General features: G+C 63.3%; 13 protein-coding genes. 12 read left to right on the top strand and 1 reads right to left on the bottom strand.

Annotation, left to right across the window (positions count from 1 at the left end):
• Positions 1 to 69: 69 nt before the first annotated feature.
• From LJ656_RS20280 to phoR, 11 genes are all read left to right on the top strand, one after another.
• The gene (locus LJ656_RS20280; RefSeq protein ID WP_230511164.1) at positions 70 to 732 is read left to right on the top strand and encodes an RlmE family RNA methyltransferase; all 663 of its coding nucleotides are present in this window, start codon (positions 70 to 72) and stop codon (positions 730 to 732) included.
• A gap of 187 nt (positions 733 to 919) precedes the next feature.
• A complete protein-coding gene (ftsH, locus tag LJ656_RS20275; RefSeq protein WP_075301762.1) occupies positions 920 to 2,809 on the top strand; it encodes an ATP-dependent zinc metalloprotease FtsH in 1,890 nt (629 codons plus the stop codon).
• Between the two features lie 84 nt (positions 2,810 to 2,893).
• Entirely contained in the window at positions 2,894 to 3,796 is a 903-nt protein-coding gene (folP, locus tag LJ656_RS20270) for a dihydropteroate synthase (protein WP_230511163.1), read from the top strand.
• A 27-nt stretch (positions 3,797 to 3,823) separates the two neighbouring features.
• Positions 3,824 to 5,185 (top strand): phosphoglucosamine mutase, encoded by a 1,362-nt coding sequence (gene glmM, locus LJ656_RS20265; RefSeq protein ID WP_230511162.1) that lies wholly within the window; start codon positions 3,824 to 3,826, stop codon positions 5,183 to 5,185.
• Positions 5,186 to 5,617: 432 nt separating this feature from the next.
• Complete coding sequence (gene pstS, locus LJ656_RS20260; RefSeq protein WP_230511161.1) at positions 5,618 to 6,649, top strand: phosphate ABC transporter substrate-binding protein PstS; 1,032 nt, start codon at positions 5,618 to 5,620, stop codon at positions 6,647 to 6,649.
• Between the two features lie 169 nt (positions 6,650 to 6,818).
• Entirely contained in the window at positions 6,819 to 7,820 is a 1,002-nt protein-coding gene (gene pstC, locus LJ656_RS20255; RefSeq protein WP_230511160.1) for a phosphate ABC transporter permease PstC, read from the top strand.
• Positions 7,817 to 8,713 carry a phosphate ABC transporter permease PstA gene (pstA, locus tag LJ656_RS20250; RefSeq protein WP_230511159.1) on the top strand — a complete coding sequence of 299 codons (897 nt, stop codon included), beginning with the start codon at positions 7,817 to 7,819 and terminating at the stop codon, positions 8,711 to 8,713. Before pstC ends, pstA begins: the two co-directional genes overlap by 4 nt.
• A 23-nt stretch (positions 8,714 to 8,736) precedes the next feature.
• Positions 8,737 to 9,579: a phosphate ABC transporter ATP-binding protein PstB gene (pstB, locus tag LJ656_RS20245; protein WP_425605978.1), complete on the top strand. Its 843-nt coding sequence runs from the start codon at positions 8,737 to 8,739 to the stop codon at positions 9,577 to 9,579.
• 24 nt (positions 9,580 to 9,603) lie between these two features.
• Positions 9,604 to 10,308 carry a phosphate signaling complex protein PhoU gene (gene phoU / locus LJ656_RS20240; protein WP_075301750.1) on the top strand — a complete coding sequence of 235 codons (705 nt, stop codon included), beginning with the start codon at positions 9,604 to 9,606 and terminating at the stop codon, positions 10,306 to 10,308.
• Positions 10,309 to 10,334: 26 nt separating this feature from the next.
• On the top strand, positions 10,335 to 11,036 hold the full coding sequence (phoB, locus tag LJ656_RS20235) for a phosphate regulon transcriptional regulator PhoB (protein ID WP_230511157.1): 702 nt from the start codon (positions 10,335 to 10,337) through the stop codon (positions 11,034 to 11,036).
• A gap of 76 nt (positions 11,037 to 11,112) precedes the next feature.
• Positions 11,113 to 12,426 carry a phosphate regulon sensor histidine kinase PhoR gene (gene phoR / locus LJ656_RS20230; RefSeq protein ID WP_230511156.1) on the top strand — a complete coding sequence of 438 codons (1,314 nt, stop codon included), beginning with the start codon at positions 11,113 to 11,115 and terminating at the stop codon, positions 12,424 to 12,426.
• A gap of 117 nt (positions 12,427 to 12,543) precedes the next feature.
• Here the strand turns inward: phoR and ppk1 are convergent, their stop codons facing one another.
• Positions 12,544 to 14,607, bottom strand: coding sequence for a polyphosphate kinase 1 (gene ppk1, locus LJ656_RS20225; RefSeq protein ID WP_230511155.1), 2,064 nt, complete (start codon positions 14,605 to 14,607; stop codon positions 12,544 to 12,546).
• Between the two features lie 206 nt (positions 14,608 to 14,813).
• Between ppk1 and ppx the strand changes: the two genes are divergently transcribed.
• The gene (gene ppx / locus LJ656_RS20220; RefSeq protein WP_425605971.1) at positions 14,814 to 16,478 is read left to right on the top strand and encodes an exopolyphosphatase; all 1,665 of its coding nucleotides are present in this window, start codon (positions 14,814 to 14,816) and stop codon (positions 16,476 to 16,478) included.
• Positions 16,479 to 16,514: the final 36 nt, after the last annotated feature.

Genomic DNA, 16,514 nt, shown 5'->3' with positions numbered 1-16,514 from the left:
ACGGCCGCGCGAAATTAACCGCGTATTATCCCCTAAAGCGCGACACGACGCAGCAATAGTTCATCTTTAATGGCAAAAAACAAGTTCAACACCGCGTGGCTGCATGACCACATAAACGATCCGTACGTCAAAATGGCGCAGCGGGAAGGTTATCGCGCCCGTGCGGCGTACAAGCTCAAGGAAATCGACGAGCAGGACAAACTGATCCGGCCGGGGCAGGTGATCGTCGATCTCGGCTCCACGCCGGGCAGCTGGAGCCAGTACGCGCGCAACAAGCTGGCGCGCGGTTCGCAGCGTAACGCGGAGCGCGAGGGAGGCATCGACGGCACGATTATTGCGCTCGACATCCTTCCGATGGAGCCGGTGGCAGACGTTCACTTCATCCAGGGCGATTTCCGCGAAGACTCCGTGCTGGGCCAGCTTGAAGAATTGGTCGGCGCGCGGCAGGTCGACCTTGTAATTTCAGATATGGCGCCCAACCTGTCCGGCGTGGCGATCGCGGACGCGGCACGGATCGAGCATTTGTGCGATCTCGCGCTCGAATTCGCGCAAAATCACCTTAAACCGGATGGCGCCCTTTTAGTCAAATGCTTTCACGGCAGCGGTTATAGCCAGATTGTCGAAAAGTTCAAACGCCAGTTCAAGGTGGTTGGAGCCCGCAAGCCGAAAGCGTCGCGGGATAAATCGTCTGAAACGTTTATTTTGGGTAGGCATCTGAAGCGACCCGCATAGGGGCGTAGCCAGACGAATCGATCTCTGCCGTGCCGGGGCAGCACGTTCCAGACCGGCGTCAAAACAGCCCGCTACCCTATTTCTGGGGTAGTGAAACGTTATGGCAGGGGTCTGCGGACTGGATTAGAATGCTTTCGTGGTGCCGCAAGGCAAATGTAGGCGCCCGTCTAAGTGAAGGAGTGGTGCTTTGAACAACAATATGTTTTCGAAAGCAGCAGTGTGGTTGGTAATCGCACTGGTGCTGTTTACGGTGTTCAAGCAGTTCGACAAGCCCCGTGTCCAGGAAGGCGTTTCCTATTCGCAGTTCATGGACGACGCGAAGAACGGCAAAGTCAAGAACGTCATTGTCCAGGGGCGGAACCTCACGGTCACTCCAGCAGACGGCCAGAAGTACCAGATTGTCTCGCCCGGCGACATCTGGATGGTCGGCGATCTGATGAAGTATGGCGTACAGGTGAGCGGCAAGGCTGACGACGAACCCAATGCACTGATGTCCGTGCTGTATTACCTCGGACCGACGATTTTGATCATCGGTTTCTGGTTCTACATGATGAGGCAGATGCAGGGGGGCGGCAAAGGTGGAGCGTTTTCGTTCGGCAAGTCGCGCGCGCGCCTGATCGACGAGAACAACAACGCGATCAATTTCACCGACGTCGCCGGCTGCGACGAAGCGAAGGAAGAAGTGTCGGAGTTGGTCGACTTCCTGCGCGATCCGCAAAAATTCCAGAAGCTCGGTGGCCGTATCCCGCGTGGCGTGCTGCTGGTCGGGCCGCCGGGAACCGGTAAGACGCTGCTCGCCCGCGCGATCGCCGGCGAGGCGAAGGTGCCGTTCTTCAGCATTTCGGGTTCGGACTTCGTTGAAATGTTCGTCGGTGTCGGCGCGGCTCGCGTTCGCGACATGTTCGAGCAGGCCAAGAAGCACGCGCCGTGTATCGTGTTCATCGACGAAATCGACGCGGTCGGCCGTCATCGCGGTGCCGGTATGGGCGGCGGCAACGACGAACGCGAACAGACGCTGAACCAGATGCTGGTCGAAATGGACGGCTTCGAGGCGAATTCCGGCGTGATCGTGATCGCTGCAACCAACCGTTCCGACGTGCTCGACAAGGCGCTGCTGCGCCCGGGTCGTTTCGACCGTCAGGTGTATGTCGGTCTGCCCGACATCCGCGGCCGTGAGCACATCATGAAGGTGCACTTGCGCAAGGTGCCGATCTCGAACGACGTCGACGCGGCAGTGATCGCGCGCGGCACGCCGGGCTTCTCGGGCGCCGATCTGGCGAACCTCGTGAACGAAGCGGCTCTGTTCGCGGCGCGCCGAGGTAAGCGCATCGTCGAGATGACGGACTTCGAAGACGCGAAGGACAAGATTTTCATGGGTCCGGAGCGCAAGTCGGCCGTGATCCGCGAGGAATCGAAGCGTGCTACCGCGTATCACGAATCGGGACACGCGGTGATCGCCAAGCTGTTGCCGAAGGCCGATCCGGTGCACAAGGTCACGATCATTCCGCGTGGCCGTGCGCTGGGCGTCACGTGGCAGTTGCCGGAGCATGACAACGAAACGTACTCGAAAGACTATCTACTCGACCGTCTCGCGATCCTGTTCGGCGGCCGTGTCGCTGAAGAGTTGTTCCTGAACCTGATCAGCACCGGCGCGTCGGACGACTTCAACAAAGCGACGCAGACGGCTCGTGCAATGGTCGCGCGTTTCGGGATGACCGATGCGCTCGGACCGATGGTCTATGTCGACGACGAAAACGACGCTTCGCCGTTTGGCCGCGGTTTCACGCGGACCATTTCGGAAGCGACGCAGCAGAAGGTCGATGCGGAAATCCGTCGCGTGCTGGATGAGCAGTACAACCTCGCACGGCGCCTGCTGGACGAAAACCGCGACAAGGTCGAAGCGATGACCGCCGCACTGATGGAGTGGGAAACGATCGACGCCGATCAGATCAACGACATCATGGCCGGCCGTCCGCCGCGCTCACCGAAGAGCTCGCCGCCGTCGGCAAGCGATGCCTCGTCGGGCGGTAGCACGGGTACCGAAGTCAAGCCGGGAAGCGCGACCGCGCCGGCCTGATAGACAGCCAGTAGAAAGTGCGGGCCGGTGTGTATAACACCGGCCCGTTTTGTATTTGTCCGTTCCAAGTAAAAGTCCTGCTACGTGTCAACAGTCGATTTTTCTTCCGCACCTCTTCCCGAGCCGCTGCAATGCGGCCGCTTCAAGCTGACATTCGAACGCCCGTTGGTGATGGGCATCCTGAACGTCACGCCCGATTCCTTCTCCGATGGTGGTAAATACACGTTGCGCGACGACGCGCTGCGCCAGGCTGAGCAGATGGTGCGCGACGGCGCGCAGATCATCGATATTGGCGGCGAGTCGACCCGTCCCGGCGCGCCGCCGGTGCCGCTCGACGAAGAACTCGAGCGCGTGTTGCCGCTGATCGAGGCTCTGCGCGGCGCGAACGTGCCGCTATCGGTCGATACGTGCAAGCCGGAAGTAATGCGTCACGCATTGAGCGCGGGCGCCGATCTGATCAACGATATCTGGGGTTTCCGGATGCCCGGCGCGATCGATGCGGTGCGCGACAGCGCTTGCGGGCTTTGTGTGATGCATATGCTCGGTGAGCCGCAGACCATGCAGCTCGGCGAACCGCATTATGAGGACGTTGTCAGTGAGGTCCGCGATTTCCTCGAAGAGCGCGTCGAGACCTTGCAGCAGGCCGGCATAGCGCGCGCGCGCATCAGCGTCGATCCCGGGTTTGGCTTCGGCAAGGCGGTCGTCGAACACAACTATGCGCTGCTTGCGCAACTGCGCGAGACAGCGCCGCGTGCCGCATCGCCGTATCCGATTCTTGCGGGCATGTCGCGCAAGTCGATGATCGGCGCGGTAGTCGGACGCCCGGCGCCGGAGCGGGTCGCCGGCAGCGTCGCCGCGGCCGTCTGCGCGGCCGAGCGCGGCGCCGCGATTGTGCGCGTGCACGATGTCGCGCAAACAGTCGATGCACTGAAAGTATGGGCCACCCTACGCGACGCGGCCAACGTGAGCGGCGCGCACGGTGCTTAAGCCCGCAGTCATATAAGGAGATTGAAGATGGCACGTCGTTACTTCGGTACGGACGGGATTCGAGGCAAGGTTGGCGAAGGGCCCATTACGCCGGAGTTCGTGTTGCGGCTCGGCTACGCGGCCGGCAAGGTGCTCGCCGGCGCGGACCAGTGGGCGAAGACCGGCGCACGTCCGACGGTGCTGATCGGCAAGGACACCCGCGTGTCGGGCTATATGCTCGAAGCCGCGCTGGAGTCGGGCTTTTCCGCGGCCGGCGTCGACGTGATGCTGGCCGGCCCGATGCCGACCCCCGGTATCGCGTATCTGACGCGCGCGCTGCGGCTCGCGGCGGGCGTCGTGATCAGCGCGTCGCACAATCCGTACTACGACAACGGCATCAAATTCTTCTCGGCCGACGGCAACAAGCTGCCGGACGACGTCGAAGCGCAGATCGAGGAGCAGCTCGAGCAGCCGCTCGCATGCGCGGCGTCCGAGCAGCTCGGCAAGGCGCGCCGTCTCGATGACGCGGCCGGCCGCTACATCGAGTTCTGCAAGAGCACCTTCCCGGCCGCGTACGACCTGCGCGGGATGAAGCTGGTCGTCGATTGCGCGCATGGCGCAGCGTACGACGTCGCGCCGCACGTGTTTCACGAGCTCGGCGCGGAAGTGATTCCGATCGGCGTCGCGCCGAACGGCTTCAACATCAACGACGGGGTCGGTGCGACCGCCCCCGATGCGCTGGTGCGCGCGGTGCGCGCGAACCACGCGGACCTGGGCATCGCGCTCGATGGCGACGCCGACCGTCTGCAGGTGGTCGACGCATCCGGCCGGCTCTACAATGGCGACGAACTGCTGTACGTGCTGGTCAAGGACCGGATTGCGACCGCCGGGCACGTCGAAGGCGCGGTCGGCACGTTGATGACCAATATGGCCGTCGAGGTCGCGCTGCAGAACGCCGGCGTGAAGTTCGTGCGGGCCGCGGTCGGCGACCGTTACGTGCTCGAGCAACTGCGCGAGCACGGCTGGCAGCTCGGCGCGGAAGGCTCCGGCCATATCCTGTCGCTCGACCGCCATTCGACCGGCGACGGCATCGTGTCCGCGCTGCTGGTGCTCGCGGCGATGCAGCGCAGCGGCAAATCGCTGGAGCAACTCCTCGACGGCGTCACGCTGTTCCCGCAGAAGCTGATCAACGTGCGGATGAAGCCGGACGCGGACTGGAAGGGCAGCGAGACGATCCGCCGCGCGATCAAGTCGGCCGAAAGCGCGCTCGACGGTCGCGGCCGCGTGCTGATCCGCGCGTCGGGTACCGAGCCGGTGCTGCGCGTGATGGTCGAAGCCCAGAACGCCGCCGATGCGAAGCAGCATTCGGAAGCGATCGCCGACGCGGTCAGGGATGCGACCGCGGCCTGAGCGGATTTTTCGCGGGCCGAAGTAGCGCATGAACAGGCGGCGGGGCGGCGAGTAACGCGTCCCGCCGTTCCTTTATCCGTCGGTGCGCCGGTCCTGCGCGGCAGCTCGAAAAGCAGCACGATGGAACAGATGCCCGTCGCCCCCCGCGCACGTATGCTCCGGCGCGCCACCCGTCAATTTCCCCTCATCCCTCGCGCAAACGTTCGCGCCCCGTCTTTTTCGCCTAATCTGTACGCAACGCCGGGCGCAACGCTGGCCGCATGCCACGCGCATCGCCCGAGCATCGTTTTCCCCGCAGCAGCACCTTTCAACGAGTAATACAACTGTCACGCCTGTTTCACGATTAGTCACGGCTTTGTCATAAAGAGACCCTAAGCTTCGCGGTGTTCGTGATAACGCTCACACCACACGCTTACACCCCTTGGAGGTCTCATGAAATTGATGCACACCGTGTTCGCTGGCGTCGCTGGCGCGCTTTTCGCAATCGCAGCGCAAGCCGCAGACATCACGGGCGCGGGCAGCACGTTCGCAGCACCGATCTACACGAAGTGGGCTGATGCTTATCAGAAGTCCGGCGGCGGCAAGGTCAACTATCAGGGCATCGGTTCGTCGGGCGGCGTGAAGCAGATCGTCGCGAAGACCGTCGATTTCGCCGGCTCGGACGCTCCGCTGAAGGACGACGAACTCGCGAAGGAAGGCCTGTTCCAGTTCCCGACGGTGGTCGGCGGCGTGGTGCCGGCGGTCAACGTGCCGGGCGTGAAGCCGGGCGAGCTGGTGCTGTCGGGTCAGGTGCTCGGCGACATCTACCTGGGCAAGATCAAGAAGTGGAATGACCCCGCGATCGTCGCGCTGAACCCGAAGGTCAAGCTGCCGGATCTGGACATCGCCGTGGTGCGCCGCGCCGACGGCTCGGGCACCAGCTTCATCTGGACGAACTACCTGTCGAAGGTCAACCCGGAATGGAAGGCGAAGGTCGGTGAAGGTTCGACGGTCAACTGGCCGACCGGCACGGGCGGCAAGGGCAACGACGGCGTCGCGGCATTCGTGCAGCGTCTGCCGGGCTCGATCGGCTACGTCGAATGGGCGTACGCGAAGCAGAACCACATGAACTACGTCGCGCTGAAGAACGAAGCCGGCACCGTGGTTCAGCCGCAGACCGACACGTTCAAGGCGGCTGCCGCCGGCGCGGACTGGTCGAAGTCGTTCTACCAGATCCTGACCAACGAGCCGGGCAAGAACGCGTGGCCGATCGTCGGCGCGACCTTCGTGCTGCTGCACACCACGCAGGACAAGGCGCCGCAAGGCACCGAAACGCTCAAGTTCTTCGACTGGGCGTTCAAGAACGGCAATCAGGCCGCGAACGATCTGGACTACATCTCGTTGCCGGAATCGGTCGTGTCGGAAATCCGCACGCAGTGGAAGCAGAAGGTGAAGGACTCGGCGGGCAAGGCGATCGCCGAATAACGGGAAAAGCGCGTGTAGCGCGCGACGCGGTGCTCCGGTACCGTGTTTAGCAGCACCTTGGCCGTCTCCGTGTGGGGACGGCCAATGACATTAACCCGGCACTTGCCGCAGCATCGCTGGACGCCCGACAGGTTCGGTCCCGCAACTGGAAACAGGTCCTCAGGCTCACATGTCCGATATTCATCTAGCGTCCGGCACGAGCCGGACCACTCCGCCTGGCAGCGCGTCGCAGCAGAAAGCGCCCGGCCGCTCGGGTGACGTGATCTTCGGCGGCCTCGCACGCCTTTCCGCCATCGTGACGCTGTTGCTGCTCGGCGGCATCATCGTGTCGCTGATCATCGCGTCGATGCCGTCGATCCGCGAGTTCGGTCTCGCGTTCCTGTGGACGGCCGTCTGGGATCCGCCCAGCAAGCAATTCGGTGCACTGGTGCCGATCTACGGCACCGTCGCCACCTCGATCATCGCTCTGCTTATCGCGGTGCCGGTCAGCTTCGGCATCGCGCTGTTTCTCACCGAACTCTCGCCCGCGTGGCTGCGCCGCCCGCTCGGCATCGCGATCGAGCTGCTCGCCGCGATTCCGTCGATCGTGTACGGCATGTGGGGTCTGCTGGTGTTCGCGCCGATCTTCGCGCAGTGGTTCCAGAAACCGCTCGGCGCGGTGCTCGGAAGCGTTCCGATCATCGGCGCGCTGTTCGCCGGGCCGCCGATCGGCATCGGCATTCTGTGCGCGGGTGTGATTCTCGCGATCATGATCATTCCGTACATCGCGTCGGTGATGCGCGACGTGTTCGAAGTCACGCCGGTGCTGCTGAAAGAATCGGCGTACGGGATCGGCTGCACGACGTGGGAAGTGATGTGGAAGATCGTGCTGCCGTTCACCAAGACCGGCGTGATCGGCGGCGTGATGCTCGGCCTCGGCCGCGCGCTCGGCGAGACGATGGCGGTCACCTTCGTGATCGGCAACACCAACCTGCTCGACAATATTTCGCTGTTTTCGCCGGGTAACAGCATCACGTCGGCGCTCGCCAACGAGTTCGCGGAAGCGGACCCGGGCCTGCACACGTCGGCGCTGATGGAACTCGGCCTGATCCTGTTCGTGATTACCTTCATCGTGCTGTCGATTTCGAAAGTCATGCTGCTGCGCCTCGAGAAAGGGGAGGGTGCGAAATGAGCGGGCCGTCCCTTAACATGCCGGGTCTGAAGGATCCGGCGACACTCGAAGCGACGCGCACGCGTCTGCAGGGACGCCGCCGTTTCACCAACGCGATCGCGCTGACGCTGTCGCTGGCGGCGATGGCCTTTGGTCTGCTGTGGCTGGTGTGGATTCTCTATACGACGCTGCGACTCGGGATCGGCGGTCTGTCGGTCGAACTGTTCACGCAATCGACGCCGCCGCCGAACACCGACGGCGGCGGTCTCGCCAACGCGATCGTCGGCAGCCTGATGCTGGTCGCGCTGGCGACCTTCGTCGGCACGCCGATCGGCATCATGGCGGGCGTTTATCTCGCCGAATACGGGCAGAGGGGCTGGCTCGCGAGCCTCACGCGCTTCATCAACGACATCCTGCTGTCGGCGCCGTCGATCGTGATCGGTCTGTTCGTGTATGCGCTGGTGGTCGCGAAAATGGGCCACTTCAGCGGCTGGGCCGGCGTGCTCGCGCTCGCGCTGCTGCAGATTCCGATCGTGATCCGCACCACCGAGAACATGCTGAAGCTGGTGCCGAACGCGATGCGTGAAGCGGCGTTCGCGCTCGGCACGCCGAAGTGGAAGATGGTGCTGTCGATCACGCTGAAGGCGTCGGTCGCGGGGATCGTCACCGGCGTGCTGCTGGGCGTCGCGCGGATCGCCGGCGAAACCGCGCCGCTGCTCTTTACCGCGCTGTCGAACCAGTTCTTCTCGGTCGATATGGGCCAGCCGGTCGCGAACCTGCCGGTCACGATCTACAAGTTTGCGATGAGTCCGTTCGCGCAGTGGCAATCGCTCGCGTGGGCCGGCGTCTTCCTGATCACGCTCGCGGTGCTCGGACTGAATGTCCTCGCGCGCACGATCTTCTCGAACAAGTAAGGGCGGAGTGTAATCCGATGAATATGGCAGAAACCCAACTGAATCCGATCGGGCACGCGGCCGCGCCCGCCAGCTCCGACCCCATCCAGGGCGGCCACGCGCAAACGCCCGCGCGTCCGAAGATCGAGGTCAAGGACCTGAACTTCTTCTACGGCAAATATCACGCGCTGAAGAACATCAACCTGCAGATCCCCGAAGGCAAGGTGACCGCGTTCATCGGCCCGTCGGGCTGCGGCAAGTCCACGCTGCTGCGCACCTTCAACAAGATGTACGCGCTTTATCCGGAGCAGCGCGCCGAAGGCGAAATCGTGATGGACGGCGAAAACCTGCTGACCACGCGCCAGGACATTTCGCTGCTGCGCGCGCGCATCGGCATGGTGTTCCAGAAGCCGACCCCGTTCCCGATGTCGATCTACGACAACATCGCGTTCGGCGTGAAGATGTTCGAGAAGCTGTCGCGCCCGGAAATGGACGATCGCGTCGAATGGGCGCTGACCAAGGCGGCGCTGTGGAACGAAGTGAAGGACAAGCTCGGGCAGAGCGGCTACGGTCTGTCGGGCGGTCAGCAGCAGCGTCTGTGCATCGCGCGCGGCATCGCGATCCGTCCCGAAGTGCTGCTGCTCGACGAACCGTGCTCGGCGCTCGACCCGATTTCGACCGGCCGCATCGAAGAGCTGATCGCCGAGCTCAAGAGCGACTACACGGTGGTGATCGTCACTCACAACATGCAGCAGGCGGCGCGTTGTTCGGACTACACTGCCTATATGTACCTTGGCGAGCTGATCGAATTCGGCGATACCGAAAAGATCTTCATCAAGCCGGCTCGCAAGGAAACCGAGGACTACATCACGGGGCGCTTCGGCTAACCCGGGCAAACTACGGAGTACGACATGTCCGATAAGCATCTGTCCAGCCAGTTCGACGCCGACCTGAACCTCGTTTCGTCGAAAGTGCTCGAAATGGGCGGCCTCGTCGAATCGCAGATCGTCAACGCAATGCAGGCGCTCAACGAATTCGACCTCAATCTCGCCGAGCAGGTGATCGCGGCCGAAGACCGTCTGAACCGGATGGAAGTCGAGATCGACGAGGAGTGCAGCAACATCATCGCGCGTCGTCAGCCGGCCGCGCGCGACCTGCGTCTGCTGATCGCGATTTCGAAGACCATCACCAATCTCGAACGCGCCGGCGACGAAGCCGAAAAGATCGCCAAGCGCACGCGGCGCCTGATGGAAGATGGCGCGTCGCGCACCATCAACATCGCCGAAATCAAGCTGTCCGGCGAGATGGCGGTGTCGATCCTGCGCCGCGCACTCGACGCGTTCGCGCGTCTCGATACCGTTGCCGCCGCGCAGATCGTGCGCGACGATAAGGCGATCGACGAAGAATTCCGCGCGTTCGTGCGCAAGCTGATTTCGTATATGACCGAAGATCCGCGTTCGATCTCCGTGGGTCTCGACTTTCTGTTCATCGCCAAGGCGATCGAGCGGATCGGCGACCACGCGAAGAACATCGCCGAATTCATCATTTACATCGTGAAGGGCACCGACGTGCGGCACCAGTCGCGCGACGCGCTCGAACGCGAAGCACTCAGCTAATCCAGAGATAAGGAACAGAGGTGCCGATGCCCAGCAGCATTCTCGTCATTGAAGATGAGCCCGCCATTTCCGAATTGATTTCGGTCAATCTTCAGCACGCCGGTCACTGCCCGATTCGCGCGTACAACGCCGAGCAGGCGCATAACCTGATCAGCGACGTGCTGCCTGATCTGGTGCTGCTCGACTGGATGTTGCCGGGCAAATCGGGCATTTCGTTCGCGCGCGACCTGCGCAACAACGAACGCACGAAGCACATTCCGATCATCATGCTGACCGCGCGCGGCGACGAGCAGGACAAGGTGCTCGGCCTGGAGATCGGTGCGGACGACTACGTAACCAAGCCGTTCTCGCCGAAGGAGCTGATGGCGCGCATCAAGGCGGTGCTGCGCCGTCGCGCGCCGCAACTGACCGAAGACGTGGTCGCGATCAACGGTCTGAAGCTCGATCCGGCCACCCATCGGGTCGCCGCGCACGCGCAAGGCAGCGAGATCAAGCTCGATCTGGGGCCGACCGAATTCCGTCTGCTGCATTTCTTCATGACCCATCCGGAGCGCGTGCACAGCCGCACGCAACTGCTCGACCAGGTGTGGGGCGATCACGTGTTCGTCGAGGAGCGTACCGTCGACGTGCATATCAAGCGTTTGCGCGCGGCCCTCAAGCCGGCCGGGTGCGATGCTATGATTGAAACGGTTCGCGGCAGCGGCTACCGGTTGGCAAAGAGCGCCTGATAGCCGCCGGCGGCGCAACCCGACGCGCCGCCATCTCCTTCCTGCGCAGTTTTCTCGCTTCGATCGACGCTAAAACATGAACATCATCTGGGCGCGCTCCCTCGTGTCGGTCGTGCTGCTTGCTGTTCTGTGCGCGCTGGTCGGCGCACTGGTCAACGTCAAGGCTGGGCTCGCGCTCGCTATCGTGATGCTGCTTGTGCAGAGCATCTTCGGCACCTTCCACAAGCAGCGTCTGTGGCGTCTGCTCGATGCGCCGGTGTACGGCGAAGTGCCGAGCGCGCCCGGCATCTGGGGCGAAATCTACTACCGTCTGCACAAGCTCGCGAAGCGCTGGCACGCGCAGGTGCGCCAGGTCGAGCAGCAGCATTCGCGTTTCATCCAGGCGATCCAGGCGTCGCCGAACGGCGTCGCGATGCTCGACGACCACGATCAGATCGAGTGGTGCAACGCGATCTCCGAAAGCCATTTCGGGCTCGATGCGAAACGCGATCTGCGTCAGCACATCACCCATCTGGTGCGCCATCCGGATTTCGTCCGCTATCTGAATTCGCATCGTTACGAAGAGATGCTGATCATGCGCGGGATGGGCGAAAAGCGCCAGAACGTGCTGTCGGTGCAGGTGTTTCCTTATGGCGATAACCGCAAGCTGGTGCTGTCGCAGGACATCACCGAGCTCGAGCGTACCGATGCGATGCGGCGCGACTTCGTCGCCAACGTGTCGCACGAACTGAAAACGCCGCTCACCGTGCTGTCCGGTTTTCTCGAGACGATGCGCGAACTGCCGCTCGGCGAAGCCGAACGCGCGCGCTATCTGGAGCTGATGGATCAGCAGGCATCGCGGATGCGCCATATCGTCACCGACCTGCTGGTGCTCGCGAAGCTCGAAGGCGACAACAAGCCGCCGAGCGAGCAGATGATCGATATGCGCGCGGTGCTGCGGCATCTGCGCGACGACGCGCAGAGTCTGTCGAGCGACCATCACCGGATCGTGCTCGACGCCGACGAAAGCCTGACCGTTACCGGCGTCGAGACCGAAATCCTCAGCGCGTTCGGCAACCTCGTGACCAACGCGATTCGCTATACGCCGGACGGCGGCACGATCCAGGTCAGCTGGCACGCGCACGGCGGCCACGCGGTGTTCTCGGTGACAGACAGCGGTCTCGGCATTCCGGCCGCCGATCTGCCGCGGCTCACCGAGCGCTTCTATCGCGTCGATCGCAGCCGTTCGCGCGATACCGGCGGCACCGGACTCGGTCTGGCGATCGTCAAGCACGTGCTGCAGCGCCACGACGCGCAGCTCGACGTGAAGAGCGAGGAAGGGCGTGGCAGTACCTTCACCGTGCGCTTTCCGGTGTACCGGACCGCGCGTTGCCAGGCGGCGATGGTGTAAGCGGCGCGTTTTGCTCCGCTCGCTTTGCCCGCTCCGCTTTGCTGGAAACAGCGGTGGAATGAAAAAAACCTCCTGAAACAGGAGGTTTTTTTATGTCCGCCGGGTTTGCGGCAGCCGCTACGAACAGAACTTCGTCAGCAGGCTCATCTGCGCATTGCGCGAGGACTTGCCGGGCCGCCGGCGCCGATAGTGCCCGTCGCTTTGCATCAGCCACGCGGACTGGTTGTCGCCGAGAAACGCCGACAGACCTTCGGCGATCACGCGCCGCTTCAGACGGCGGTTATTGACCGGGAACGCGACTTCGACGCGGCGGAACAGATTGCGATCCATCCAGTCGGCGCTCGACAGATAAACCTGTTCGCGGCCGTCGTCGTAGAAGTAGTAGATGCGGTGATGTTCGAGAAAGCGCCCGACGATCGAGCGCACCGTAATGTTTTCGGAGAGCCCCGCCACGCCCGGCTGCAGCGAGCACACGCCGCGCACGATCAGGTCGATCTTCACGCCGGCCTGCGATGCTTCGTACAACTCGGCAATCACCGTCGGTTCGAGCAGCGCGTTCATCTTCGCGACGATGCGCGCCTTCTTGCCGGCGCGCGCATGTTCGGCTTCCTTGCGGATTGCCTCGACCAGCTTCGGATGCAGCGTGAACGGCGACTGCCACAGCTCGTGCAGCTTCAGCTCGCCGCCGATGCCCGTGAGCTGCTGGAACACGTGGTGCACGTCCTCGCAGATCTTCTGATCGGCGGTCATCAGCCCGAAGTCGGTATACAGGCGCGCGGTGCGCGGATGATAGTTGCCGGTGCCCAGGTGCACGTAGCGCTTGAGCGTGGTCTTGCCGCCGACCGACATGCGCCGCACGATCAGCATCATCTTCGCGTGGCACTTGTGGCCGACCACGCCGTAGACCACGTGCGCGCCGACCGCCTCGAGCTGCGACGCCCAGTTGATATTGGTTTCCTCGTCGAAACGCGCGAGCAGCTCGACCACCACCGTGACTTCCTTGCCGTTGCGCGCGGCCTGCATCAGCGCGTCCATCAGCGGCGAGTCGGTGCCGGTGCGGTAGATGGTCTGCTTGATCGCGACCACGTTCGGGTCTTTGGCCGCCTGCAGCAGCAGTTCGAGCACCGGCTGGAAACTCTCGTACGGGTGATGCAGCAGCACGTCGCCCTGATCGATCACGTCGAACATGCTGGCGCTGTTGGCGATCCGCGGCGGCGTCGACGGAATGTGCGGGACGAACTTCAGATCGGGGCGGTCGACCATCTCGGGCAGCTGCATCAGGCGCACCAGATTGACCGGACCGTTTGCGTAGTAGCAGTCCTTGTTCGACAGACCGCTTTCGTCGAGCAGACGCCGCACCACGTGCGCGGGCGTTTCCGCCGACACTTCGAGCCGCACCGCATTGCCCAGATGGCGCGCCGGCAGTTCGCCCTGCAACGCGACGCGCAGATTGGTGATTTCGTCTTCGTCGACGAACAGCTCGCTGTTGCGCGTGATGCGAAACTGATTGCAACTGCGCACCAGCAGATTCGGAAACAGCTCGCCGACAAAACGTTGCAGCAGCGAGCTGAGCAGCACGAAACCGTGCGGATAGCCGGACAGTTCCTGCGGCATCCGCACCAGCCGCGGCAGTGCGCGCGGCGCTTGCACGATGCCCATCATCGCCTGGCGGCCGAACGCGTCCTTGCCTTCCAGTTCGACGACGAAGTTCAGGCTCTTGTTGAGCACGCGCGGAAACGGATGCGCGGGGTCCAGACCGATCGGCGTGAGCACCGGCAGCAGTTCGTCGAAGAAGTAATTGCGCGCCCATTCGGTCTGCGCGTCGCTCCAGCCTTCGGTGCCGTGGAAATAGATGCCTTCCTGTTCGAGCGCGGTCAGCACCGTGTCGTGCAGCATCGTGTACTGGCGGTGCACGAGTTTCTGCGCGCGCTCGACGACGAGGTCGTACACATGCTGCAGCGACATGCCGTCCGGCGACAGCGCGCCGGGGTTGTCGCGCATCTGCTCCTGAAGTCCGGCCATACGGACTTCGAAGAATTCGTCGAGATTGCTGCTGGTGATGCAGATGAAGCGCAGGCGTTCGAGTAAGGGAACGGCGGGATCGGCGGCTTGCGCCAGTACGCGCTCGTTGAAACCCAGAATGCCCAGTTCGCGATTCAATAAGGGATAGCGGATGGACATCGGCAGCGAGAGAGGTATGTCTGGAATGGAGACGGAAAGACGCTCGGAAATTCTCACAATTGGATGACGCCCTTATGACACTCGCGATGTTTTTGAGATTTTATGCCGCAATCTTCTATTGTCGTCAATAAGACTCACTGCTTATGCGACGATACGCGGGTCTCCCACCGCAGCGAGGTGACACCGTGAGGCCTGCTCCGCTTAGAATGGCGTCTTTGAACAGCGCGGCCGGCCGCGATGCGCGCCAGGGGCACGGCGCGCTGGCGGCGCCGAAACCGCCCGGCAAGCGCGCGGCGCCTGCCGGGTCCGCCGCCGCGCCCGCAGCCGCCGCGCTTGCGCGTATGGAGTCCGCCTACCCGATGTCCAATACCTCCCAACTTCTCGCCGCCGTCGATCTCGGCTCGAACAGCTTCCGGCTGATCGTCGGCCGGGTCGAGGAAACCGATGCGGGCAGCCAGATCTATCAGGTCGACGCGCTGCGCGAACCGGTGCGGCTCGCCGCCGGACTGTCGCGCGACAAGATGCTCGATCGCGCGTCGCAGGTGCGTGGCTGGGACGCGCTGAAGCGCTTCGGCGAGCGCCTGCGCGATTTCCATCCGGACCGCGTGCGGGCGGTGGCGACCAATACGCTGCGCATCGCGAAGAACGCCGGCGAGTTTCTCGGCGAGGCGCAGGCGGCATTGGGCTTTCCGATCGAAGTGATTGCCGGGCGCGAGGAAGCGCGTCTGATCTACGCGGGCGCCGCGCATTCGGTGCCGGCGAGCGCGGGGCAGCGGCTGGTGGTCGATATCGGCGGCGGCTCGACCGAGTTCATTATCGGTTCGCATTACACACCGCTGAAGATGGAGAGCCTGTATATCGGCTGCGTCAGCCATAGCCGCGCGTTTTTCCCGGCCGGCAACGTCGATGAATACACGATGCGCCAGGCCGAGCTGGCCGCGCGCCGCGAAATCCAGATCATTTCCGCCGAATACAAGGAAACCGGCTGGGAGCAGGCGATCGGCTCGTCGGGCACCGCGCGCGCGCTCGCCGAACTGGTCGAGGCGAACGGCTTCAACGATGCGGGCATCACGCACGGCATTTCGCGCGGCGGTCTCGAACGTCTGAAGCGGGCTTTGATCAAGGCCGAGAATGTGAACCGGCTGAAACTGGTCGCGCTGAAGAGCGACCGCGTGCCGGTGCTCGCGGGCGGGTTGTCGATCATGATCGCGGTGTTCGACGAACTCGGTGTCGACTACGTCGACACCACCGACGGCGCGCTGCGCCTGGGCGTGATGTACGACCTGCTCGGGCGCTCGCAGCACGAGGACATGCGCACTGTGACGGTCGAGGGTTTCATGCGCCGCTACGGGGTCGATCGCGCGCAGGCGGCGCGCATCGGCGACCTGTCGACGAGCTTCTACGATCAGCTGATCGAGCCGGACGCGGAACGCCGCGAGGAAAACCGCATGTTCATCGGCTGGGCCGCCGCGTTGCATGAAATCGGCCTGTCGATCTCGCATAGCGCTTATCACAAGCATTCGGCCTATATCGCGAGCAATGCGGATATGCCGGGGTTTTCGCGCACCGACCAGGCGCGCGTCGCTGGGCTCGTGCTCGGCCATGCGGGCAAGCTCGGCAAGCTCGCGCAGACGCGCGAGGTCGAATGGCCGCTGCTGTTCTGTCTGCGGCTCGCGGCGCTGTTGTGCCGGCGCCGTTCCGATGTCGGGCTGCCGTGGATCGCGGTCGCGCAGGCCAATGGCGGTTACGAGGTGCGCTTGCCGAACACATGGGTCGTCAATAATCCGCTGACCGACTACAGCCTGATTCAGGAGGCGGCGGAGTGGGAGAAAGTTGGGATTCCGTATCGGGTGGTTTATACGGAGGATTGACGCGAACGCGTCGCGCGTGCGCTTCAATGCGGCACG

It is taken from the genome of Paraburkholderia sejongensis (assembly GCF_020880815.1).
Lineage (GTDB): Bacteria > Pseudomonadota > Gammaproteobacteria > Burkholderiales > Burkholderiaceae > Paraburkholderia > Paraburkholderia sejongensis.
This window is presented reverse-complemented; position numbering and strand designations above follow the sequence as displayed.

Bases quoted from the DNA above. Each gene is read 5' to 3' on its own strand.
- glmM (WP_230511162.1), top strand. From the start codon at position 3,824: ATGGCACGTCGTTACTTCGGTACGGACGGGATTCGAGGCAAGGTTGGC.
- pstS (WP_230511161.1), top strand. From the start codon at position 5,618: ATGAAATTGATGCACACCGTGTTCGCTGGCGTCGCTGGCGCGCTTTTC.
- LJ656_RS20280 (WP_230511164.1), top strand. From the start codon at position 70: ATGGCAAAAAACAAGTTCAACACCGCGTGGCTGCATGACCACATAAAC.
- ppx (WP_425605971.1), top strand. From the start codon at position 14,814: ATGGCGTCTTTGAACAGCGCGGCCGGCCGCGATGCGCGCCAGGGGCAC.
- phoB (WP_230511157.1), top strand. From the start codon at position 10,335: ATGCCCAGCAGCATTCTCGTCATTGAAGATGAGCCCGCCATTTCCGAA.
- ppk1 (WP_230511155.1), bottom strand. From the start codon at position 14,607: ATGTCCATCCGCTATCCCTTATTGAATCGCGAACTGGGCATTCTGGGT.
- pstB (WP_425605978.1), top strand. From the start codon at position 8,737: ATGGCAGAAACCCAACTGAATCCGATCGGGCACGCGGCCGCGCCCGCC.
- pstA (WP_230511159.1), top strand. From the start codon at position 7,817: ATGAGCGGGCCGTCCCTTAACATGCCGGGTCTGAAGGATCCGGCGACA.
- pstC (WP_230511160.1), top strand. From the start codon at position 6,819: ATGTCCGATATTCATCTAGCGTCCGGCACGAGCCGGACCACTCCGCCT.
- phoU (WP_075301750.1), top strand. From the start codon at position 9,604: ATGTCCGATAAGCATCTGTCCAGCCAGTTCGACGCCGACCTGAACCTC.
- phoR (WP_230511156.1), top strand. From the start codon at position 11,113: ATGAACATCATCTGGGCGCGCTCCCTCGTGTCGGTCGTGCTGCTTGCT.